This is a genomic window from Mesorhizobium album (assembly GCF_033977205.1).
In the GTDB taxonomy this organism is placed as follows: Bacteria; Pseudomonadota; Alphaproteobacteria; order Rhizobiales; family Rhizobiaceae; genus Mesorhizobium; species Mesorhizobium album.
Map to the genome: position 1 here is coordinate 128,158 of NZ_JAVIIW010000012.1, position 21,447 is coordinate 149,604.

21 protein-coding genes are annotated in these 21,447 nt (G+C 63.9%); 14 read left to right on the forward strand and 7 right to left on the reverse strand.

The annotated features are described in order from the left end of the window. Positions 1-66: 66 nt before the first annotated feature. The 7 genes from RFN28_RS12870 (at position 67) to phoB (ending at position 9,166) form a co-directional block, all read left to right on the forward strand. Positions 67-3,447 carry a response regulator gene (locus RFN28_RS12870; protein ID WP_320287705.1) on the forward strand — a complete coding sequence of 1,127 codons (3,381 nt, stop codon included), beginning with the start codon at positions 67-69 and terminating at the stop codon, positions 3,445-3,447. Positions 3,448-3,959: 512 nt separating this feature from the next. Continuing rightward, entirely contained in the window at positions 3,960-5,018 is a 1,059-nt protein-coding gene (gene pstS / locus RFN28_RS12875; RefSeq protein ID WP_320287706.1) for a phosphate ABC transporter substrate-binding protein PstS, read from the forward strand. A 68-nt stretch (positions 5,019-5,086) separates the two neighbouring features. Beyond that, positions 5,087-6,073 (forward strand): phosphate ABC transporter permease subunit PstC, encoded by a 987-nt coding sequence (gene pstC / locus RFN28_RS12880; protein ID WP_320287707.1) that lies wholly within the window; start codon positions 5,087-5,089, stop codon positions 6,071-6,073. A 3-nt stretch (positions 6,074-6,076) separates the two neighbouring features. Next, positions 6,077-6,928 carry a phosphate ABC transporter permease PstA gene (gene pstA / locus RFN28_RS12885; RefSeq protein ID WP_320287708.1) on the forward strand — a complete coding sequence of 284 codons (852 nt, stop codon included), beginning with the start codon at positions 6,077-6,079 and terminating at the stop codon, positions 6,926-6,928. Further along, positions 6,925-7,728: a phosphate ABC transporter ATP-binding protein PstB gene (gene pstB / locus RFN28_RS12890; protein WP_320287709.1), complete on the forward strand. Its 804-nt coding sequence runs from the start codon at positions 6,925-6,927 to the stop codon at positions 7,726-7,728. Before pstA ends, pstB begins: the two co-directional genes overlap by 4 nt. A 21-nt stretch (positions 7,729-7,749) precedes the next feature. Continuing rightward, entirely contained in the window at positions 7,750-8,457 is a 708-nt protein-coding gene (phoU, locus tag RFN28_RS12895; RefSeq protein ID WP_320287710.1) for a phosphate signaling complex protein PhoU, read from the forward strand. Between the two features lie 19 nt (positions 8,458-8,476). Then, entirely contained in the window at positions 8,477-9,166 is a 690-nt protein-coding gene (phoB, locus tag RFN28_RS12900; RefSeq protein WP_010911896.1) for a phosphate regulon transcriptional regulator PhoB, read from the forward strand. Here phoB and RFN28_RS12905 read toward each other — a convergent pair whose 3' ends face one another. Next, a complete protein-coding gene (locus RFN28_RS12905) occupies positions 9,167-10,411 on the reverse strand; it encodes an ROK family transcriptional regulator (protein WP_320287711.1) in 1,245 nt (414 codons plus the stop codon). A 358-nt stretch (positions 10,412-10,769) separates the two neighbouring features. Between RFN28_RS12905 and xylF the strand changes: the two genes are divergently transcribed. From xylF to RFN28_RS12925, 4 genes are all read left to right on the forward strand, one after another. Beyond that, complete coding sequence (xylF, locus tag RFN28_RS12910) at positions 10,770-11,810, forward strand: D-xylose ABC transporter substrate-binding protein (RefSeq protein WP_320287712.1); 1,041 nt, start codon at positions 10,770-10,772, stop codon at positions 11,808-11,810. A 249-nt stretch (positions 11,811-12,059) separates the two neighbouring features. Next, positions 12,060-13,424: a sugar ABC transporter permease gene (locus tag RFN28_RS12915; RefSeq protein ID WP_320287713.1), complete on the forward strand. Its 1,365-nt coding sequence runs from the start codon at positions 12,060-12,062 to the stop codon at positions 13,422-13,424. Between the two features lie 11 nt (positions 13,425-13,435). Then, positions 13,436-14,233 (forward strand): ATP-binding cassette domain-containing protein, encoded by a 798-nt coding sequence (locus RFN28_RS12920; RefSeq protein ID WP_320287714.1) that lies wholly within the window; start codon positions 13,436-13,438, stop codon positions 14,231-14,233. A gap of 127 nt (positions 14,234-14,360) precedes the next feature. After that, complete coding sequence (locus RFN28_RS12925) at positions 14,361-15,980, forward strand: CHASE domain-containing protein (RefSeq protein WP_320287715.1); 1,620 nt, start codon at positions 14,361-14,363, stop codon at positions 15,978-15,980. Positions 15,981-16,168: 188 nt separating this feature from the next. Here the strand turns inward: RFN28_RS12925 and RFN28_RS12930 are convergent, their stop codons facing one another. The 5 genes from RFN28_RS12930 to RFN28_RS12950 all read right to left on the reverse strand — a co-directional run bounded on the left by RFN28_RS12930 (position 16,169) and on the right by RFN28_RS12950 (position 19,291). Beyond that, the gene (locus RFN28_RS12930; protein ID WP_027166589.1) at positions 16,169-16,414 is read right to left on the reverse strand and encodes a YMGG-like glycine zipper-containing protein; all 246 of its coding nucleotides are present in this window, start codon (positions 16,412-16,414) and stop codon (positions 16,169-16,171) included. Between the two features lie 236 nt (positions 16,415-16,650). After that, entirely contained in the window at positions 16,651-16,821 is a 171-nt protein-coding gene (locus RFN28_RS12935) for a hypothetical protein (protein ID WP_320287716.1), read from the reverse strand. A 141-nt stretch (positions 16,822-16,962) separates the two neighbouring features. Next, positions 16,963-17,994 carry a sensor histidine kinase gene (locus RFN28_RS12940; RefSeq protein WP_320287717.1) on the reverse strand — a complete coding sequence of 344 codons (1,032 nt, stop codon included), beginning with the start codon at positions 17,992-17,994 and terminating at the stop codon, positions 16,963-16,965. A gap of 169 nt (positions 17,995-18,163) precedes the next feature. Further along, the gene (locus RFN28_RS12945; protein WP_018429836.1) at positions 18,164-18,328 is read right to left on the reverse strand and encodes a DUF1328 domain-containing protein; all 165 of its coding nucleotides are present in this window, start codon (positions 18,326-18,328) and stop codon (positions 18,164-18,166) included. Between the two features lie 168 nt (positions 18,329-18,496). After that, a complete protein-coding gene (locus tag RFN28_RS12950; RefSeq protein ID WP_067002122.1) occupies positions 18,497-19,291 on the reverse strand; it encodes a response regulator in 795 nt (264 codons plus the stop codon). A 220-nt stretch (positions 19,292-19,511) separates the two neighbouring features. Between RFN28_RS12950 and RFN28_RS12955 the strand changes: the two genes are divergently transcribed. Together RFN28_RS12955 and RFN28_RS12960 are read left to right on the forward strand one after the other, a co-directional pair. Then, positions 19,512-19,712, forward strand: a complete 201-nt coding sequence (locus RFN28_RS12955) for a NepR family anti-sigma factor (RefSeq protein ID WP_320287718.1) — start codon at positions 19,512-19,514, stop codon at positions 19,710-19,712. Positions 19,713-19,715: 3 nt separating this feature from the next. Continuing rightward, positions 19,716-20,267 (forward strand): RNA polymerase sigma factor, encoded by a 552-nt coding sequence (locus RFN28_RS12960; protein WP_040973662.1) that lies wholly within the window; start codon positions 19,716-19,718, stop codon positions 20,265-20,267. Between the two features lie 29 nt (positions 20,268-20,296). Here RFN28_RS12960 and RFN28_RS12965 read toward each other — a convergent pair whose 3' ends face one another. Next, positions 20,297-20,677, reverse strand: coding sequence for a response regulator (locus RFN28_RS12965; RefSeq protein WP_320287719.1), 381 nt, complete (start codon positions 20,675-20,677; stop codon positions 20,297-20,299). A gap of 439 nt (positions 20,678-21,116) precedes the next feature. Between RFN28_RS12965 and RFN28_RS12970 the strand changes: the two genes are divergently transcribed. Next, complete coding sequence (locus RFN28_RS12970) at positions 21,117-21,443, forward strand: ElaB/YgaM/YqjD family protein (protein ID WP_320287720.1); 327 nt, start codon at positions 21,117-21,119, stop codon at positions 21,441-21,443. The last annotated feature ends 4 nt before the right edge of the window (positions 21,444-21,447 follow it).

The following is a 21,447-nucleotide window of genomic DNA, read 5'->3' on the forward strand; positions in this document are numbered from 1 at the left end:
CGGATCGTTAATGCTTGTCGGGCACATTCCGCCGACGAACTTGCGAGGTTCGGCCTGGGGGTAGGAATGGCTGATACGGACGTGACGGCCGGTGCGGGCGACCCGCGAGATTTCGAAAGCACTGTTGAGCGCGGCGAGGCAGCGGTCGCCGGCGCCCAGGATCAGCATGCAGCCGCGACTTCTGAAGCGCTCGCCAACCTTCGCCTGATGGTCGATTCGATGCCGATCGGCGTCATCGTCCTCGACGCCGATCTTCGGGTGGAGATTATCAACCGCGCCTTCTACGATTTCTGGAAGATCGATCCGCGCCGCGCCGCGGCCGGTTGCGGCTTCCGCGAGCTGATGGAGGCGAGCCGCGACGCCGACCCTTATGGCGCCGACGAGGCGGTCTGGCAGCGCCATATCGCTCAGCGCGAGGCGGAGATCCAGGCAGGCGTCACCGGCCCCAGGCAGCTGCCGCGCAATGACGGCCGCACGCTGATCGCCTCGCTGGCCCCGCTTGCCGGGGGCAAGCGGCTGATCTCCTATGTCGACATCACCGACATGAAGCACCGCGAGACGGAGGCCGAGGACGCGCGCAAGAACCTCGCCACCGTGCTGGAGTCGCTGCCGGCCGGCGTCATCATTTACGATCGCGACGACAAATTCGTCTTCGCCAACCGCAAGCTGCAGGACACGCTGCCGGCGCTGAAGCCGGCCTGGCAGCCAGGCCGTATGTTTCGCGAGGCATTGGCGCTGGGCCATTCCGTGGGCTATTTCCGGTTGAGCGGCGACGCGGAAATCGACAGCCTGTACGGCGCCGACACCGAGCGCTGGCTCGACGCCATGCTCAGGCGCTACCGTCTGCCCAGTTCTTCATATGAGCGACTCAACCCGGATGGGCGCTGGTATCAAGTCTACGACATGCGCACCGACGACGGCACGTTCATCGGCGTGCGCGTCGACATTTCCGACATCAAGGCGCGCGAGAAGGCGCTGCGCGACTCGATGCGCCAGATCGACCTCTACCGGCATGTCATGGACGAATTGCCGGTTGCGGCCTTCATCAAGGCCGAGGACCTCACGATCGAATTCGTCAACAAGGCCTGGTGCGCGCTGACCGGCATCGCCAAGGAAGACGTCATCGGCAAGACGGACCGCCAGCTTTTCGGCGTCGAGGACGCCGAAAGCTACAGCCAGGACGACACCGAGGTCGTCGCGACCGGCAAGGGGCGCGAAATCGAGGAACCCGTCACCCATCGCGACGGCACGGTGCGGCAGCTGATGACGCGCAAGAGCCGCCTGGTCGCGACCGACGGATCGGTGCATCTGGTCGGATCCAGCACCGACATCACCGACGTCAAGGCGCGCGAACGGGCGCTCAAGGAAAGCATGCGCGAGAACGAGGTCTTCCGCAGCCTGATCGACAACGTGCCGGTGTCGATCTACGCCAAGCGGTCCGACCTGAGGCAATTCTACGTCAACAAGGGCTGGTGCGACCTCACCGGCTTCAGCAAGGAAGAGGCTATCGGCAAGACCGATGTCGAAATATTCGGCGCCGACGGCGAAGCCTTCGTGGCGGGCGATCTCGCGGTGCTGCGCACCGGCGAGACGCAGGAGATCGAGGAGAAGGTGACGCTGCCGGACGGCAGCGTGCGCCACCAGTTCGCGCGCAAGGGCGCGATGATCGCCTCCGACGGCTCGCTCTATCTGATCGGTTCGACCACGGACATTACTGAACTGAAGCAGCGCGAGGCCGAGCTCCGCGAGGCGCGCCAGCGCGCCGTGCTCGCCGACCGCGCCAAGTCGGAGTTCCTCGCCAATATGAGCCACGAGATCCGCACGCCGATGAACGGCGTGCTCGGCATGGCCGAGCTGCTCGCCAAGTCGGACCTCGACCCGAAGCAAAAGACGTTCACCGACATCATCGTCAAATCGGGCAACGCGCTGCTCACCATCATCAACGACATCCTCGACTTCTCCAAGATCGACGCCGGCCAGCTGGTGCTCGACCCGGCGCCCTTCAACCTCGCCGAGGCGATCGAGGATGTAGCGACGCTGGTTTCGACGCGCGCCAAGGAGAAGGACCTCGAGCTCATCGTGCGCGTGCAGCCGGGACTCGACGGGCAGTTTGTCGGCGATGTCGGCCGCCTCCGGCAGATCGTCACCAACCTGCTCGGCAACGCGGTGAAATTCACCGACGAGGGCCACGTGCTGGTCGACGTCATCGGCGAGCGCGTTCCGGCCGGCACCAGGCTCACCATCTCGATCACCGACACCGGCATCGGCATTCCCGAGGACAAGCTGAAGCTGGTGTTCGAGAAATTCAGCCAGGTCGACACGTCCTCGACAAGACGGCACGAAGGCACCGGGCTCGGCCTTGCCATCACCTCGCGGCTGGTCGAGCTGATGGGCGGCGAGATCGGCGTCGACAGCGCCGAGGGCAAGGGCTCGACCTTCTGGTTCACCGTCACGCTGCCGCGGGCCGAGCAGGCCGGCCAGCGCATCATGCCGGTCGACGTGACCGGCGCTCGCGTGCTGATCGTCGACGACAATGCCGTCAACCGCTCGATCCTCAGCGAGCAGATGGCGTCGTGGACCTTCGATTCCTGCGCGGCCGAAAGCGGCGCCGAGGGGCTGAAGGTGCTGATCGCAGCCGCCGCCTACGGCGTGCCGGTCGACTGCGTCGTGCTCGACTACCAGATGCCGGGCATGACCGGCGCCGAAATGGCGCGCATCGTGCGCAACACCGACGGCCTCGCGCACACGCCGATCATCATGCTGACCTCGGTCGACCAGTCGCTCGCCAGCGCCGCCTATCGCGATCTCGGCATCGATGCGCAACTGATCAAGCCGGCGCGCTCCTCCATCCTGCTGGAAACGCTGGTGGCCACCATCCAGCGCCACCGCCACAGCGCGGCGGCCGTTCATCCGCTCCTGGCCGGGCGCGACGGGGCGGGGCATGGCGCACCGCAGCAGGCGCCGGCGCTACAGGCAACGGCGTCGGAGCGCGTCCTGCTGCAGCCGCCGCCGGTTCGTGCCCGGCCGCGCCCGGCCGGCGCGGAGCCCGGGCTCGACATCCTCGTCGCCGAGGACAATGAGGTGAACCAGCTCGTGTTCACGCAGATCCTCGGCGAGACCGGCTATCATTTCGAGATCGTCGCCAACGGCCGCAAGGCGCTCGACGCCTTCGGCAAGCTCAATCCGCGCATGATCCTGATGGATGTGTCGATGCCAGAGATGAACGGCCTGGAGGCGACGGCCGCCATCCGCCGGCTCGAAGCGGAGACCGGTGCGCATGTGCCGATCGTCGGCGTGACCGCGCACGCGCTGAAAGGCGACCGCGAACGCTGCCTGGAAGCCGGCATGGACGACTACCTGCCCAAGCCGATCAGCCCGAAGGCGCTGCTCGAGAAGCTCGAAAGATGGCTCGGTTCGGACGCAAACGTCAAACGCAGCGCCGGCTAAGAGCATCTCCCCTCCGCCAGCCCGCTGGCGATCGTCTTCCATGGCGCTTCGGCAGGTCTGACGCAGGCGTATGGTGTGATCGCACCATACCAAAGCGAAGGCCAAGCCAGGACAATAGCCACTGTCGATTCCGCCCCTCGGTTACGGGCGGGAGCAGCGACCGCCGGCAAGGAACAGCGTCGACTCTACCCCAACGGACCTGTTTTCGGCGATGGCTAGGCCATGATCCGCTCTGGCAGCAACGCGCTCTCGTCCGGATTTTATTTCCCGGCGGCTGAGATTTAGGCCGCCGGGATAATCTTTGATTTAAAGTCAGACAAGTTACTGATTCCCGCGGCAAACTCCGGCTGCTCCGAAAAGGCGGCCGCAGGCCCCTCCAGACATCCCCGTCCAGACGTTACCGGGCTGACACGAAACTGTCATGCAACTGTAATAATCCACGGCTATTGCGCTCACTAGGCGCCGGCAGAAGGCGGTGCCAAGAGACCATATTCCGAACAGGAGCAGGCCACATGAGACATTTCATCCGCTCGGCGGCCGTTGCGATTGCAATGGCTACGGCGTCCACGCTCACCCTGTCCGCCGCTTGGGCTGCGGACATCTCCGGTGCGGGCGCCACCTTCCCCTATCCGATCTACGCAAAGTGGGCCGACGCCTACAAGAAGGAGACCGGCATCGGTCTCAACTACCAGTCGATCGGCTCCGGCGGCGGCATCAAGCAGATCAAGGCCAAGACCGTGACCTTCGGCGCTTCCGACGCGCCGCTCACAGGCGACGATCTCAAGTCGAGCGGCCTCGCGCAGTTCCCGATGGTGATGGGTGGCATCGTTCCGGTCGTCAATCTCGAAGGCATCAAGCCGGGCGAGCTGGTGCTTGACGGCCCGACGCTGGCCGACATCTTCCTAGGCAAGATCACCAACTGGAACGACAAGGCGATCAAGAAGCTCAACCCCAAGATCAAGCTGCCCGACCAGGCGATCGCGGTCGTCCATCGCTCGGACGGCTCCGGCACCACGTTCAACTTCAGCTACTATCTGGCCGACGTCAACGCTGACTGGAAGTCGAAGGTCGGCGTCGACAAGGCGCTCGAGTGGCCGGTGGGCATCGGCGCCAAGGGCAACGAAGGCGTCGCCAACAACGTCTCGCAGACCGGCGGCGCGATCGGCTATGTCGAATACGCCTATGCCAAGCAGAACAAGCTCACCTATGCCGACATGGTGAACAAGGACGGCAAGAAGGTCGAGCCGACCGCCAAGGCATTCTCGGCTGCCGCGGCCAACGCCGACTGGAGCTCGCAGCCGGGCTACGGCGTCATCCTGGCCAACCAGGCAGGTGCTGCATCCTGGCCGATGACCTCCGCCACCTGGATCCTCGTCTATCAGAAGCCCGACGATGCAGCCGCCACGGCCGAAGCGCTCAAGTTCTTCGCCTGGTCCTATGCCAAGGGCGACAAGATGGCTGCTGAACTCGACTACGTTCCGATGCCCGACAAGGTCGTGAAGAGCGTCGAGGAAATGTGGGGCAAGGACATCGTCGACAAGGACGGCAAGCCGATCTACTCCGGCATGTAATCCTTCCGGAATGAGGAGGGCGCCGCAGGGCGCCCTCCTGTCTCTCTTTCGAAATGCGAGGGGGCTAGATGAGTGCCGTTTCCGAAGCCGTGACTTCGTCCGCCATGCGGACCAGGGAAGCGACGGTGCGCCGCTTCGCCTTCACCGACATGGTCTTCCGGGCGGCCACGCGCGCTTCCGCCATCCTCGTGCTGGTTCTCCTGGGCGGCGTCGCCATCTCGCTGGTCGCCGGCTCGTGGGAGGCGCTGTCGAAGTTCGGCTTCTCGTTCCTGACGAGCGAGGCCTGGAACCCGGTCACGGAGAATTTCGGCGCGCTGGCGCCCATCTACGGCACCGTCGTCACCTCGGCTATCGCCATCATCATTGCCGTGCCGATCGGCATCGGCATCGCCGTTTTCCTGACCGAGCTCTGCCCGCGCCCGCTGAGGCGCCCGATCGGCATTGCGGTCGAGCTGCTCGCCGGCATTCCCTCGATCATCTACGGCATCTGGGGCCTGTTCGTCTTCGCGCCGTTCCTGCAGACGACGATCCAGCCCTTCATCATCAACATCTTCCACGGCATACCGGGCCTCTCCAGCCTGTTTGCCGGTCCGCCCTACGGCATCGGCCTGCTGACCTCGTCGCTGATCCTTGCCATCATGGTGCTGCCCTTCATCACCTCGATCACCAAGGACGTGTTCGACACGGTGCCGGCGGTGCTGAAGGAATCGGCCTACGGCATCGGCTGCACGACCTGGGAGGTGACCCGGCGCGTGGTCATCCCCTATACCCGCGTCGGCATCATGGGCGGCGTCATGCTCGGCCTCGGCCGCGCGCTCGGCGAGACGATGGCGGTCACCTTCGTCATCGGCAACGCGCATCGCATCAGCGCCTCGCTGTTTGCCCCGGGCACGACGATCTCGGCGACCATCGCCAACGAATTCACCGAGGCCGACGGCTCGATCTACACTTCCTCGCTGGTGGCGCTCGGCCTGATCCTGTTCATCATCACCTTCATCATCCTCGCGCTCGCACGCTACATGCTGTTGCGCATCGATAGCCGCACGGGAGCCTGACCGATGTCGACCGCCGCATCGCTCCACCAAAGCCGCAAGCGCAAGAATGCCGTGATGATGGCGCTGTGCGTCATCGCGGCGGGCATCGGTCTTGCGTGGCTGGCGCTGATCCTTGGCGCATTGATCTACAAGGGCCTCTCCGGCGTCTCCTTGTCGGTCTTCACCGAAATGACACCGCCGCCCGGCGACGCCGGTGGCCTGCTCAACGCCATCTACGGCAGCATCATCATGACTATCATCGGCATCCTCGTCGGCACGCCGATCGGCGTGCTCGCCGGAACCTACATGGCCGAATACGGGCGCTTCTCGCGCCTCACCACTGTGGTGCGCTTCATCAACGACATCCTGTTGTCGGCGCCCTCGATCATCGTTGGCCTGTTCGTCTATGAGCTTTTGGTGCGGCCGATGGGCCATTTCTCGGCGATCGCCGGCGCGGTGGCGCTCTCCATCCTGGTGATCCCCGTCGTGGTGCGCACCACCGAGGACATGCTCAACCTCGTGCCCAACGCGCTGCGCGAAGCCGGCACCGCCATCGGCGCGCCGCGCTGGGTGGTGATCCGCTCGGTCGCCTATCGCGCGGCACTTTCCGGCATCGTCACCGGCATCTTGCTGGCGATCGCCCGCATTTCCGGCGAGACGGCGCCGCTGCTCTTCACCGCGCTCAACAACCAGTTCTGGTCGAGCAATCTCAACGCGCCGATGGCCAGCCTGCCGGTGACCATCTTCCAGTTCGCCCTAAGCCCCTACGAGGAATGGCAGCAACTGGCCTGGACGGGCGCACTCATAATCACCCTGACGGTTCTCGGGCTGAGCATCTTCGCCCGCAGCCTCACCGGACGCAGAGAGGACAGATGAAACCGATGTTGTCCACCGATCTGAACGTAGCCGACACCGCCGTGGAGAAGGCCAAGATCGAAGTCAAGAACCTCAACTTCTACTATGGCCAGTCGAAGGCGCTGAAGGACATCAACCTGTCATTGCCCGAACGCAGCGTCACTGCCTTCATCGGGCCGTCGGGCTGCGGGAAGTCGACACTGCTGCGCGTGCTGAACCGCATCTACGAGCTCTATCCGAAGCAAAGCGCAGAGGGCCAGGTGCTGCTTGACGGCAAGAACATCCTCGACCGGTCGCAGGACCTCAACCTGCTCAGGAGCAAGATCGGCATGGTGTTCCAGAAGCCGACGCCGTTCCCGATGTCGATCTACGAGAACATCGCCTTCGGCGTCAGGCTGTATGAGAAGATCAGCAAGGCGGAGATGGACAACCGCGTCGAGTCGGCGCTGAAGCGCGCCGCGCTCTGGAACGAGGTCAAGGACAAGCTCAACGCCAGCGGCCAGAGCCTCTCCGGCGGCCAGCAGCAGCGGCTTTGCATCGCCCGCACCGTGGCGGTGAAGCCGGAAGTCATTCTGCTCGACGAGCCGGCTTCGGCGCTCGATCCGCTGTCGACCGCCAAGATCGAGGAGCTGATCGATGAGCTGCAGGCCGACTACACGATCGTGATCGTCACCCACAACATGCAGCAGGCGGCGCGCGTGTCGCGGCAGACGGCGTTCATGTATCTCGGCGAGCTGGTCGAGTTCGACCGCACCGAGAAGATCTTCACCTCGCCTCGCGAGAAGCGCACGCAGGACTATATCACCGGCCGCTTCGGCTGAGTTCATACGAGGACATTCATCATGGCCGAACATACCGTCGCTTCCTTCGACGAGGATTTGAGGCAGATCAGCCGGCTCATCCGCGACATGGGCGATCTTGCCGGCTCCATGGTCGGCGCGTCGACCAAGGCTCTGCTCAATTCCGACAACGCGCTGGCGCAGCGCGTGGTCTCCGACGATGCCATCATGGACGCCAGGCAGCGCGAGCTCGACGACCGCGCCATCACGCTGATCGCCAAGCGCCAGCCGATGGCCGACGACCTGCGCAACGTGGTCGGCGCGATCCGCATGGCCGGCGACCTCGAACGCATCGGCGATCTCGCCAAAAACATTGCCAAGCGCGTCGGCTCCGTCGGCGTCAGCACCGCGCCGCGCGACCTTTCGCACTCCATCGATTCGATGGCGCAGCTGGTGCTGATCCAGGTCCAGGGCGTGATCGAGGAGTACACGGCGGGCGACGCCACGGCGCTCGCCAAGCTCAGGAACGACGACGAGCGCGTCGACGTGAAATACACCTCCGTCTTCCGCGAGCTCCTGACCTACATGATGGAGGATCCGCGCAACATCACGGCTTGCACGCATCTCCTGTTCTGCGCCAAGAATCTGGAACGCATCGGCGATCATGTCACCAATATCGCCGAGAACGCCTATTACGTGCTGACCGGCACCCAATTGCCCGCGAATCGTCCGAAGCAGGACGAGACGGCGATGCCGGCGCCGGCGGCCTGACAACGAAGGTGACTGCCAAATGATCGCGCCACGCATCATGGTGGTGGAGGACGAGGAGCCGCTGGGGGTGCTGCTCCGCTACAACCTCGAATCCGAGGGCTATCAGGTCGAGGTGGTGACCCGTGGCGACGAAGCCGAGATCCGCCTGCAGGAGAACGTGCCCGACCTGTTGGTGCTCGACTGGATGGTGCCGGCGGTTTCCGGCATCGAGCTTTGCCGTCGCCTCAGGATGCGGCCCGAGACCGAGCGGCTGCCGATCATCATGCTGACGGCGCGCGGCGAGGAAAGCGACCGGGTGCGCGGCCTCTCGACGGGTGCCGACGACTATCTGGTCAAGCCGTTCTCGACGCCGGAATTCATGGCCAGGGTCAAGGCGCTGCTGCGCCGCGCCAAGCCGGAGGTGCTGTCCAGCGTGCTCAAGGTCGGCGACATCGTGCTCGACCGTGAATCGCACCGCGTCTACCGCAAGAAGAGCGAGATCAGGCTCGGCCCGACCGAGTTCCGGCTGCTCGAATTCATGATGCGGCATCCCGGCCGGGTGTTCTCACGCAGCCAGCTGCTCGACAATGTCTGGGGCGAGACGATCTATATCGACGAACGCACGGTGGACGTGCATGTCGGGCGTCTGCGCAAGGCGGTCAACAACGGCCGCATGCCCGATGTCATCCGCACCATTCGCGGGGCGGGCTACGCGATCAGGGAAGACTGATCAGGCGACGTTCTTCCCGGTTGCACCGGTCCTCGCATGGACGCCCGGCGCGAAGATCTCCTGGTCGACGAAGGTGAGCGCGCGCATGGCGCAGCCTTCGCGGATGAGCGGCAATTCGTTCGGCTCGGTGTCGAAGGAGATCGACTTCGAATGCTGGCCGCCTGCGGTCTGGGCGATGGCCTCGCGCAGCGCCGGCTCTATCAGGTCGAACGCCGCGGCGCTGACGCCGACCATGGCGACCGGTGCCGGGTCGATCAGCGCGAACAGGTTGCCAAGGCCGAAGCCGAGCGCCTCGCCGGCCTTGCGGTAGGCTTCGCGCTCCGGTCCGGCGCTCTCGCGCGCCTTGGCGGCAAGAGCCCGCATGTCGGCATCGCTGACGTCGACCGGCTCGGAGTTCTCGCTCATCCCTTTGGCATTGCGCCAGATGGCGTAGTTGCCGGCATAGGCCTCGACGCAGCCGCGGCGTCCGCAGCGGCAGAGCGCGCCGCCCGGACGGTGGATCATGTGCCCGAACTCGCCTCCGGAAGAATGCGTGCCGGTGAAGAGCTCGCCCTTCAGCACCAGACCCATACCGATGCCGTGCGAGAGCAGGATGGCGATGAAATTGTCGCGATAGCGGTCGGGATCGCGCCATTGCAGCGCCACCGCCATCATGTTGCAGTCGTTCTCCATGGTGGCCGGAATACCGAATTCCTTTTCCAGAATGTCGGCGAAGGGAATATCGGTCAGCGGCGTGATCGGCGACCACAGCATGGCGCGGGCATGAGAATCGGTGATGCCCTGGATGCCCATGGCGATGCGGGCGACGCTGCCGACATCGAGGTCGGGGTCCTCCAGCCGGCGCCGGACGATTGCTGTGCATTCGCCAATCAGCTCGTCGCGCGGCATGGTCAGCGTATCGAGGCGCCGCTGTTCCTCGGCGATAACCTGGCCGGCATAGTCGATGACGGCGACGGAGAGGAAATTGAGCGACAGCACCACCGTCACCACCGCCGCCGCCTCGGGATTGAGGGCGAGGCCAACCTGCGGCCGGCCGCGCTTCAGCGAGGCGGTCTCGCTCGGCTTGCTCTCGGTCAGGATGCCTTCCTGGATCAGGTCCGAGGAGATCGCCGAAATGGTCGAGTGGCTGAGCCCGGTGGTCGCGGCGATCTCCGTCCGCGACGGCTGGCCGGCCCGGCGCACGGCCGAGAGCACCATGGCGCGGTTGCGCCGGCGCAGGTCGTCGTGGCGGATCCCGACCGACATTTTCTTCCTCCCGGTCAGCGCGGCCTCTTGATATTGCATGGGCCGTCGGCGACGCGCCAGATCGGTCCCGTCCTCGATATGACGCCGGACCGCGCTGGATTTTGCCTGGTTCAATTCCGTGCCGAAAATCGCTGCGCGCTTCCTTCCCGGAATTCCGGGATAGTGGCAGAAGCCGGTGGGGCTGTCATTATTTATTGCGGATCTCGAAAAAAAGTTCGCGGTACCTCAAAAACCATCAAAATCGCAGTTGACAGCGCTTCGGCGTTGGACCAGTATTTTTTCGAGGCTCGAAAAAAAGCCTCTATGCCGGCCTTCGGGCCAGTCTGGGTCGCGCCGCAAGTGGCGCAGGGAGGAAATCATGAAGAGATTCGCAGCCGCCATTCTGGCGGGTGTCGCCATGTCGTTGACGCTGGTGTCGGTCGCAGAGGCGAAAGACAAGGTGATCGGCGTTTCGTGGTCGAATTTCCAGGAAGAGCGCTGGAAGACCGACGAAGCGGCGATGAAGAAAGCCATCGAGGCCGCCGGCGACAAGTACATCTCCGCCGATGCGCAGTCCAATCCGGGCAAGCAGCTGACCGACGTCGAAAGCCTGATCTCGCAGGGCGCCAATGCGCTGATCATCCTGGCGCAGGACGCCTCGGCGATCGGGCCGGCGGTGCAGAAGGCGCTCGACGAAGGCATTCCGGTGGTCGGCTACGACCGCCTGATCGAGAACAAGGACGTGTTCTACCTGACCTTCGACAACAAGGAAGTCGGCCGCATGCAGGCCCGCGAGGTGTTCAAGGCCAAGCCCGAAGGCAACTACGTCTTCATAAAGGGCTCGGGCGCCGATCCGAACGCCGATTTCCTGTTCTCGGGCTCGATGGAAGTGCTGAAGGAGGCCATCGACAGCGGCAAGGTCAAGAATGTCGGCGAGGCCTATACGGACGGCTGGCTGCCCGCCAACGCGCAGAAGAACATGGAGCAGTTCCTGACCGCCAACGACAACAAGGTCGACGCGGTCGTGGCGGCCAATGACGGCACCGCCGGCGGCGTCGTCGCGGCGCTGACGGCACAGGGGCTTGCCGGCACCGTTCCGGTCTCCGGCCAGGACGGCGACCACGCGGCGCTCAACCGCATCGCGCTCGGCACGCAGACCGTGTCGGTGTGGAAGGATGCGCGCGAGCTTGGCAAGAACGCCGCCGAGATCGCCTCGCAGCTCGCCGACGGCAAGAAGATGGCCGACATCGCTGGCGCCAAGGACTTCACGACGCCTGGCGGCAACACCGTCAAGTCGCTGTTCCTGACGCCGGTCGCGATCACCAAGGACAATCTCAACGTGGTCATCGACGCCGGCTGGATCAAGAAGGACGAAGTCTGCGCCGGTGTGGCCGCCGGAAGCGTCGCGGTCTGCAATTAAACCGGCCGGCCAAGGTTCCAACGCAGCGCCGCGGCCCAAAAAGCCGCGGCGTTCTTGAAGGCTTTCGGCTGCACTGAAGCCGGGAAGGGCCATTGGAGCAGTTCACCGTCCGATATGATCGCCGGACTGCTCCAGCCGTTTGTTTTCGACGCAATTCCAGACGCAAAACCGTGACGCACTTTTCCTGGAATTGCTTTAGCATCGTGGTCCGGCGATCCGCGACAGACGGCAAGCCGGTGGGAGGATATCATGACCGATACGACCTCTGATGCCGCCGCCAACCCGGCCGCGGATCGCGCGCGTGCATCCGAACTCAGCGCCGTCGGGCGCTTCCTCAAGGCGACGGAACTCGACACGCGCATGCTCGGCATGGTCGGCGCGCTGCTGATCATCTGGATCGGCCTGCATGTCATCTCGAGTCTGCGGCTCGGCGTCAATCCGCTCGATTTCGACAGCCGCACGTTCCTCACGCCGCGCAATCTTTGGAACCTGTCGGTGCAGACCTCGGCGGTGGCCATCATGGCCTCCGGCATGGTGCTGGTCATCGTCATGCGCAACATCGACCTCTCCGTCGGCTCGGCCGAGGGGCTGATCGGCATGATCATGGGCTTTGCCCAGGTGCATTTCCTGGTGCGGATGGTCGGGCTCGAGCTCGGCAATCCGTGGATCTGGGTGCTGGCGCTGGCCATCGGCCTGGCGCTGGGCCTGCTGATCGGTGCCTTCCAGGGCTTCGTCATCGCCTATCTCGATGTGCCGGCCTTCATCGTTACGCTGGGCGGGCTGCTGGTATGGCGTGGTGCTGCCTGGTGGGTCACCAGCGGCCAGACGGTGGCGCCGCTCGATGCCACCTACCAGCTCATGGGCGGCGGGCCCGCGGGCTCGATCGGTGCGAGATGGAGCTGGGTCGTCGGCGTCGTCGCCTGCCTTGCCGTGGTGTTTGCGCTGTTCAACGGCCGGGTGCAGCGCAAGCGGTTCCGCTTCCCGCTGCGGCCGATCTGGGCCGAGACGTTGCTCGGCGCGGTCGCCTGCGCGGTCATCATGGGCGCGGTGTGGCTGGCCAATTCCTATCCCTGGCCCGTTGGCATCGTGAACCGCTATGCCGCCGCCAACAACATCACTGTCCCCGAAGGCGGCCTGTTCATCGCCCACGGCATCGCCATTCCGGTGCTGATGGCGGTCGCGGTCGGCCTGATCATGACTTTCATCACCAAGCGCACCCGCTTCGGCCGCTATGTCTTTGCCATCGGCGGCAATCCGGAAGCGGCCAACCTTGCCGGCATCAACACGCGCTGGATCACCATGAAGGTGTTCATGATCATGGGCGTGCTGGCGACGATCGCGGCCGCCATCTCGTCGGCACGGCAAAATTCATCGACCAACGCGCTGGGCACACTGGACGAGCTCCTGGTCATCGCCGCGGCGGTGATCGGCGGCACCTCGCTCGCCGGCGGCTCCGGGACCGTGCTCGGCGCCATGCTGGGCGCGCTTCTGATGCAGTCGCTGCAGTCCGGCATGGTGCTGCTCGGCGTCGACTCGCCGCTGCAAAGCATCGTCGTCGGCGCCGTGCTGGTCATCGCCGTCTGGCTCGACACCATCTACCGCAAGCGGGTTTGAGGGAGGGTATTATGGCAGAGAACGCTTCCGCGGGTGCTCCGCTGGTCAACATGCGCAACATCTCGATCGCCTTCGGCGGCATCCGCGCCGTCGATGATGCGTCCATCGATCTCTTCCCCGGCGAAGTGGTGGCGCTGCTCGGCCACAACGGCGCCGGCAAGTCAACGCTCATCAAGATCCTGTCCGGCGCCTACAAGCGCGATGCCGGGCATATCTTCGTCAACGGCGAGGAAGCATCGATCTCCAACCCGCGCGACGCCAAGAAATACGGCATCGAGACGATCTACCAGACCTTGGCGCTGGCCGACAATGTCGACGCCGCCGCCAACCTCTTCCTCGGCCGCGAGCTGATGACCGCCTGGGGCACGCTCGACGACGTCGCCATGGAGGCAGAGGCGCGCAAGGTGATGGGCCGGCTCAATCCGCGCTTCCAGCGCTTCAAGGATCCGGTGATCAAGCTGTCGGGCGGGCAAAGGCAGTCGGTGGCGATCGCCCGCGCGATCCTGTTCAACGCCCGTATACTGATCATGGACGAGCCGACGGCGGCGCTCGGTCCGCAGGAGACGGCCCAGGTCGGCGAACTGGTGCGGCAGCTCAAGGCTGACGGCATCGGCATCTTCCTGATCAGCCACGACATCCACGACGTGTTCGAGCTGGCCGACCGTGTCTGCGTGATGAAGAACGGCCAGGTCGTCGGCACGGCCCGCACCGGCGACGTCACCCAGGACGAGGTGCTCGGCATGATCATATTAGGCAAGTGCCCGCCGGGCGCCATTCCGGGTCCAGGGGCTTTGAAGATGGCAGCTTGAAGTTACAGTTAGCCGGCTAATTATTGCTGATCGACGTGCCGGCCACCCCGACGGCCTGGCGTCGCCTTGTATTCGTCCGGGGACTTGCCCATAAAGGTGATCATCCATCCATGGGCCGCACCCTGCATTGAAAAAGCTCTTTCCGATCGTCGCTTTCATCGCCGTCGCGCTGATCAGCCTGACGATGGCGGGGTTTGCCTATTTCGCGACCCAGGAGGCGGCACGCATAAAGTTCGAGGGGACGGCCGACGATGCGCTCAACCGCATCGAGAGCCGTATCGACCTGCATCTGTCGCTGTTGCGCTCGACACGGGCGCTGTTCGATGCCCGCAACGGCGATATAACGCGCGGCGAGTTCAAAGCCTTCTTCACTGCGCTAGACATCAATGACAATTTCGCTGGCCTGCGCGGCATCGGCTTCCTGCGGCTGGCCAAGACCGGCGACGAGGCCGCTGTCGAGCGCGACATCCTGCACGATCACGGTTCGCCGCATCCGATATACCCTGCCACCACGGAGCAGCAGTGGCGCACGCCCATCGTGCTTTTCGAGCCGCTCGATACAGCCAATCAATCGATCATCGGCTACGACATGTTCAGCGAGCCGGCACGGCGGGCGGCGATCGAGAAGGCGATGGCGGACGACCAGCAGCATGCCAGCGGCCTTGTCCAACTCGGCCAAGGACAAGGGCTGGAGCAGACCTTCCCAGGATTCCTGGTCTTCGTGCGGCTGAACGTGGAAACGGCCCCGGACGTCATCAACGCGAGCCGCTCCTCGACCGCAGGCTTTCTCTACGCCGCCTTCCGCGCGCGCGATCTGTTCCAGGTGGCGCTCAGCAAGGCGCCGCTGCTGCCGGTCAATGTCGAGATCTATGACGGCAAGCCGAATGCCGACAATCTCCTGTTCCGTTCGGAAGCCCCGCCGGCCGAATCCCTGGGGGCGAAGCTTGTGGCGCGCCGGGATATCGTCCTGGCCGGTCGGCCCTGGACCATCCTGTTTCGACCGACGAGCGCCTTTTCGCTGCCGTCCTCGCGCGCCATTCCGGTGATGCTCGGGCTGTTCGGCCTGCTGCTTGCCGGGGCGATCGCCTTGGTGGCGCGCTACCAGGAGCGTGCCTATGAGGCGAAGTCGCTGCTGCACGAGGCGACGGAGAAAAGCCTGCTGGAGAAGGACCTGATCCTGCAGGAGATGAAGCACCGCATCAAGAATTCGATGACAAGGGTGCTGGCGATCGCCCGGCAGACCGCCTCCCACGCCACCGACGTGAAGGAGTTCTCGGCATCGTTCTCGGCGCGGCTGCAAGCGATGGCGGCTTCACAGGACATGCTCACACGCTCGCGCTGGCAGAAGGCCGACCTTGGCGATTTGCTGCGCATCGAGCTCGGGCAGGTGTTCGGCAAGGAGCTTCCTGACGGCATATTGTCGGGGCCGGAGGTGCTGCTCGACGAGACGACGACGCAGGCGCTTGGCCTGACCTTCCACGAGCTTGCCACCAATGCGCTGAAATATGGCGAAGCCGGCGTTGGCGCATTGAAAGTCGGCTGGAAGGTGGAAGGACGCGTCGGCGAACGGACGCTGGTGCTCAACTGGCGCGAGACAGGGCACAAAGAACTGGAGGCGCCGGCAAAGACCGGCTTCGGCACCAAGCTGATCGATCTCAACGTCACGCGCGAATTGCGCGGCACGATCAGCCGCGATTTTCAGGCCGACGGCCTGAAGGTGGAAATAAGGATTCCGCTGACGGCGTGAACAGGCCCTCTCGCCAAGGCGCCGTTCAAGCACAAGAAATGGAGGCCGGCAGGGCCGGCCTCCCATATCGACATTTCCGCTAAAGCGAGATGACTTTATCTTCGAAACGTCATCCCGCTATATCTTATTGTTTGAGCCTGATCCCGAAAGCCGCTGCACACTTTTCGGGATCATGCTCTAGCGCGGGATCAGTTGCAGCGGGCGGTGTAGATCCGGCCGCGATGATCGCGATACTGGCAATAACCGTTGCGCAGGTTGCGGACCAAGAGGCCGGACCCGGCGCCGACAGCCGCGCCGATCAGCGCGCCCTTGCCGCCGCCGACCAAGCCGCCGACACCGGCGCCGATCAGACCGCCGCCCACGACATCCTGCTCGGTCGTGGTGCAGCCGCTGACAGCGACCACGGCAACCATGGCAATGATCATCTTCCGCATAGAATTGCTCCTCACTTTTGTCCTCACTTTCGGCAGTGCCGCCGCCCTTTAGCACGAAAAAATGGGCTTTGCCTGCATGATCTTACTGTTGATGAAGATAGTCTTTTTCGGGGCGCGCGCCGTTGGACACATTTGCTGCCCAAAGTTTCTTGCCGCAGACATGGCGTGCTATACCAAGAGCCGTTGGCGACTGTGCGGGCGCCCTTGAATCGAGCTTGAACCGGGACAGTGCCGAATCAGCTCAACTGCCACGCGGCCGTCAGCGCCAGGGCTGCCAGTAGCGCGATGGCGCCGAGGCGAAGCGATGGATGGATAGGGCGGAGCGGGGGCGGCGTCTCGGCGTCCTGGAAGCCGCTCATCGAGACGCGCGCGGCCTGTTCCAGCCTGTTCATGTCGGCAATCATCATTCAGTCCTCCCAAATCGCGCGGCGGAGCGGCTGAGGCTCTCCGGCGCACAGCTCAGTCGGGACCATAGAATCGAACTTTATGGTGAACAGCCGGTTAAGGACGTTCGCGTGCGAAAAGCTTGCGGCCCCGATGCGTGGTGGTCATTCCGTCTCGAAGTTGCCGCGCGGGATGGTCAGGCGATATTCGAGGCAGTCCCCGTCGATTGTGAGCGCGGCGGAGCCGTTCAGCGACGTCGGCACGACGCGTTCGAGAGCGACGCTGCCGAAGCGCTTCTTGTTGCGCCGGCCGGGGCCGACCCTTTCAGTCCATATCAGCAAAAGGGCGGGCGAAGTCTCGCTGTCGGTTGCCATCCTGGCGCTCACCTCGATATGACCGTCAGGCTGCGACAGGGCGCCGTAACTTACCGAATTCACGGCCAGCTCATGCATTGCCAGCCCGATATGCAGGGCGGCGTTCGGGTTGAGGTAAGGGTTCTCGCCATCGAAGCGCAAGCTGCGGCCCGGGTCGGCGCTGTAGCGACCGACCTGACCGGAAACGAGCTCTCGAAGCGCTGCTCCCCGCCAGTTGGAGGATGTCACCAGATCCTGGGACGAGGCCAGCGACTGAATGCGGCCGCGAAAGCGCGTCAGGAAGTCGCCAAGCGTCTCCGAGTAGCGCCCGGTCTGGGTGGCTATGCTCTGGATGATGGCCAGAAGGTTCCTGGAGCGATGGCTGACCTCGCGCAACAGGGTCTTCAGCGTCTGTTCGCGGCGTTTCTGTTCCGTCGTCTCGACCATGGTGGTGACGACGCCCTGGACCTCACCGGAATCGCTGTGGTCGGCGTCGACCCAGACCTGGAACCAGCGCACGCCGTCACTGGCGGGAATGCCGAGCTCAAGGCGGTCCGCGTTGCCGGTTTCAATCACCTTGCGTTTGGCCGTGCTTAAGCGTTCGGCCTGTGCGGGGGAGAGCAAATCCTTGCCGTCGGCCGTCTCGGATGCCCAGGGGGCGCGCATGTTGCGGGCCCAGACGGTCTTCATTTCACGATCCTGATAGAGGACCGAAATTCCGGCATTGTGAAGCGCGTGTAACAAAGCGCGTCCAAGCTGCATCCCGCTTTCCGCAGGATGCATCGCGATCACCTCGTCGCTGCGCTTGTCCGCATCGCCCTTCCCTGAGGCCTTGGAACGCATCCAACACTTCCCGCGGCTCTATGACAGATTGCTGCTCCAGCCTCGACATGCCGAGGCTGCACGCAGCCTCAAAACGGTCCGCCGGACGACGTCCTTTGGGGGGACACCGCCCGGCGGTGGCTGGAAACCGTTTGAGGGGTGCGGCTTCCAGTGTTCGGCGCTCCCCGCGTCAGGCTCTTCTGAAGAGCCCGGCGATGAGCGAAATCACGAGGAAGGCGAGGAAGATGAAGAACAATATCTGCGCGATACCAGCGGATGTGCCGGCAATGCCGCCGAACCCAAGCGCGCCGGCGATGATCGCAACCACAAGAAAAACGAGCGCCCAGTACAGCATGATATGTCTCCTTCCAATGACCTGACAAACGTGGCTGGATGCCGTTTGTTCCACCATTTGCGGAAAAAGACGATCCCCCCGGAAGCGCTTTTAAGCATCAGACTCCGCACAGCTTTCATGCGAGGCGTTCGCCTCGCATGAAAGCCCGATCGTCGGGCCTTGATGCGGTCAGGCCGCGGCCTTCGCCTGCCGGTCGAAGAAGAGCGCCTGGCTGATCAGAGCCTTGACCATGTCGGGATTGAACGGCTTGGTCACCAGAAACGCCGGTTCGGGACGCTCGCCGGTCAGCAGACGCTCGGGGAAGGCGGTGATGAAGATCACCGGCACCGGGGTCGAGGACAGGATCTCGTTCACGGCCTCGATGCCAGAGCTGCCGTCGGCAAGCTGAATGTCGGCCAGCACCATTTTCGGACGCGTCTTGCCGAACACGGCCACCGCCTCGGCGTGCGTGCGCGCGGTGCCGACAACGCGGTGCCCGAGGCTTTCGACCATCTCCTCGATGTCCATGGCAATCAGCGGCTCGTCCTCTATGATCAGCACATCGGTCGCGACCTGGCGGGAAATCTCGCTGCTTGCCTGGGCAAGCAATTCGGAGAACTCCTGCTCGTCGGCATCGAGGATTTCCGCCGCCTCGTCTTCGCTGAAACCTTCCACGGCAACGAGCAGGAAGGCTTGCCGCGGCCGCGGCGCGATCGCGTTCAGATTGGCGGCCGCCCGCTGCTCCCAGGCGGTCTGCGCATGCTCCTGCGGCACGCGAATGGCAATCGAAGTGAAGAGCCTGGCAAAGACCTTGTACAGCGCGATGCGGTCGCTTGATGCCTTGGGGAAGACCTCGGTGTCGGCGATGATGGCCTCCAGCATGGCAGCGACCAGAGCATCACCACTTTCCTGCGATCCAGAAACGGCGCGCGAGAAACGGCGAAGGAACGGCAGGTGAGGAGCGATGGTTGCGGACAAACTCATATTTGACGTCTCCCTCAGATGACGTTGTAGCATTTCACAGGCCAGATGGGTCGCAAACCCCAACTGGACCAACGTCGGCCTTCTGAAAAAGTTCCGCCGGGCATGGAACTAAATTAGGAAACGGGCGTTTGGCGGGTTCGGGATGGGCGACCAGACGAGGGTCCGCTTGCGTTGTGTTACGCGGTTCTAGAGCGGTTCGGGTGCTGGAATTAGGGCGAATATGAAGGAAATGTCAAAGAATTCAACGACTGGTGCCGCCGGCGGGCGCCGGAATGGCGGCAATCCGCTTGGACCAAACTCCGAAATCGCCCGCAAACTCAAACAATATTACGACGAGCTGGTCTCCGACCAGGTGCCAGATCGATTCGCTCAGTTGCTTAGCCAGCTGGAAGAGGCCGAGCCTGCCGAGAAAAAGGATTGAGGCATGGCGGCGGTCTCCCAGAGCTTCAAGACCGAGCTGCTCGGTGCGATACCGAGCCTGCGCGCCTTTGCGGTGTCGCTGACGCAGAATGCCGACAAGGCGGACGACCTTGTGCAGGAAACCTTGGTCAAGGCGTGGGACAAACATGAGAGCTTCCAGCCGGGCACCAATCTCAAGGCCTGGCTGTTCACCATCCTGCGCAACGAATTCTATTCGCAGATGCGCAAGCGCGGCCGCGAGGTGCAGGACAGCGACGGCATCATGACCGCCAGGCTCGCCGTTCATCCGGCCCAGCATGGCCAGCTCGACCTCAAGGATTTTCGCGGCGCGCTGGAACAGCTGCCGGAGGATCAGCGCGAAGCCATCATCCTGATCGGCGCTTCCGGCTTCTCTTACGAAGAGGCGGCCGAGATTTGCGGCTGCGCGGTCGGCACCATCAAGAGCCGCGTCAGCCGCGCGCGCGCCAGGTTGCAGGATATCCTCAAGATATCCGGCGAGGACGAATACGGCCCCGATGCGATCTCGGCGCAGGTGACCGGTTCGAACGCCGCCTGACCTGCCTCCGCTTGCGGCGAACGGTCTGTTCAGGCGGACGCGCCGCGGCCGCAGGCTGCAGCCAAGGCTGCGACAAGGTCGTCGCCCGAAAAGGGTTTGCTGACCAGCCTTATCTCCGGAAAAGAGCCCCTGATGTCATCCGAGTCCGGATAGCCGGTGGCAAAGACGAACGGAACGCCCGTGCTGCGCAGCCGCGCGGCAAAATCGAGCGTCGAAACGCCGTCCAGCATCAGGTCGACGACGGCGGCGTCGAACCGTGACGGCAGCTCCCTTTCGTCGACCTCGGTCAATTCTCGGGCGATCGCGACATCGGCGGCACCATGGTCGCGGCACAGCTGTTCGACATCCATTGCGATCAGGAATTCGTCCTCCAGGACCAGGATACGCAATCCGTCTAGCAATGGTGGCACGTGTCGGCGACTCCTATGATTGCCGGAGTCATGCGCGGTATTTGGCTCCATGTCATTTAAAAAAGACATGAACGGTTATGCATCGCCGTGATCGGCGGAACTTCGATCCGGCTGGAGCGTTTCCAGCTACCCGCCGGGGGCAGGGATTTCGAAGAGGGGTCGAGATGTCCGGCCAGAGCGAGCGTTCTGTTCCCAGTCGCCGATATCCTTGCAAGAAGCGCCGGCTGCGGCCGTGGCCGGCCTTTCGCGTTCGAAAGCCAGGAAGGCATGGAGAGCTCGCCCGCCGGGAAGGCTTGGGCAAGGAACGGAGGGTCCCGATCTGAGGGAATTTGACTGCTGTCAATGTGGCCGCGCTTTGGTCTTGTTAAGGAGCGGTCCAGGTTCGGAACCCTTGGCGCGGATCGAGCGTTGAAATGTAGAAAACACAAGGAGTTAAGCAATGGCGACCACTGCCGGCAGAACCGCAACGGATGCTCCCTCCAATTCCGATCTCGAAGCCGATATCCGGCAGCTGCGGGCCGATATCGAGGAACTCACCCGGCAATTGGCCAAGACCGGGGAGCATGGTTACGGTACGGCGCGCCGCGCCGCCGCGGAAGGGGTCGAACAGCTGCGGACGCAAGGCGAGGCAGCGTTCGAAAGCGTGCGCGGCAGTGCCCAGGATATCGAGGCGCAGCTGATTGCCAGCGTCCGCGAAAAGCCTGTGACGTCGCTGGCTATCGCCGCGGGCATCGGCTTTTTGTTCGCTCTGCTCTCACGCCGCTAGCCCT

Bases quoted from the DNA above. Each gene is read 5' to 3' on its own strand.
- RFN28_RS12870 (WP_320287705.1), top strand. From the start codon at position 67: ATGGCTGATACGGACGTGACGGCCGGTGCGGGCGACCCGCGAGATTTC.
- pstS (WP_320287706.1), top strand. From the start codon at position 3,960: ATGAGACATTTCATCCGCTCGGCGGCCGTTGCGATTGCAATGGCTACG.
- pstC (WP_320287707.1), top strand. From the start codon at position 5,087: ATGAGTGCCGTTTCCGAAGCCGTGACTTCGTCCGCCATGCGGACCAGG.
- pstA (WP_320287708.1), top strand. From the start codon at position 6,077: ATGTCGACCGCCGCATCGCTCCACCAAAGCCGCAAGCGCAAGAATGCC.
- pstB (WP_320287709.1), top strand. From the start codon at position 6,925: ATGAAACCGATGTTGTCCACCGATCTGAACGTAGCCGACACCGCCGTG.
- phoU (WP_320287710.1), top strand. From the start codon at position 7,750: ATGGCCGAACATACCGTCGCTTCCTTCGACGAGGATTTGAGGCAGATC.
- phoB (WP_010911896.1), top strand. From the start codon at position 8,477: ATGATCGCGCCACGCATCATGGTGGTGGAGGACGAGGAGCCGCTGGGG.
- RFN28_RS12905 (WP_320287711.1), bottom strand. From the start codon at position 10,411: ATGTCGGTCGGGATCCGCCACGACGACCTGCGCCGGCGCAACCGCGCC.
- xylF (WP_320287712.1), top strand. From the start codon at position 10,770: ATGAAGAGATTCGCAGCCGCCATTCTGGCGGGTGTCGCCATGTCGTTG.
- RFN28_RS12915 (WP_320287713.1), top strand. From the start codon at position 12,060: ATGACCGATACGACCTCTGATGCCGCCGCCAACCCGGCCGCGGATCGC.
- RFN28_RS12920 (WP_320287714.1), top strand. From the start codon at position 13,436: ATGGCAGAGAACGCTTCCGCGGGTGCTCCGCTGGTCAACATGCGCAAC.
- RFN28_RS12930 (WP_027166589.1), bottom strand. From the start codon at position 16,414: ATGCGGAAGATGATCATTGCCATGGTTGCCGTGGTCGCTGTCAGCGGC.
- RFN28_RS12935 (WP_320287716.1), bottom strand. From the start codon at position 16,821: ATGATGATTGCCGACATGAACAGGCTGGAACAGGCCGCGCGCGTCTCG.
- RFN28_RS12940 (WP_320287717.1), bottom strand. From the start codon at position 17,994: ATGCGTTCCAAGGCCTCAGGGAAGGGCGATGCGGACAAGCGCAGCGAC.
- RFN28_RS12945 (WP_018429836.1), bottom strand. From the start codon at position 18,328: ATGCTGTACTGGGCGCTCGTTTTTCTTGTGGTTGCGATCATCGCCGGC.
- RFN28_RS12950 (WP_067002122.1), bottom strand. From the start codon at position 19,291: ATGAGTTTGTCCGCAACCATCGCTCCTCACCTGCCGTTCCTTCGCCGT.
- RFN28_RS12955 (WP_320287718.1), top strand. From the start codon at position 19,512: ATGAAGGAAATGTCAAAGAATTCAACGACTGGTGCCGCCGGCGGGCGC.
- RFN28_RS12960 (WP_040973662.1), top strand. From the start codon at position 19,716: ATGGCGGCGGTCTCCCAGAGCTTCAAGACCGAGCTGCTCGGTGCGATA.
- RFN28_RS12970 (WP_320287720.1), top strand. From the start codon at position 21,117: ATGGCGACCACTGCCGGCAGAACCGCAACGGATGCTCCCTCCAATTCC.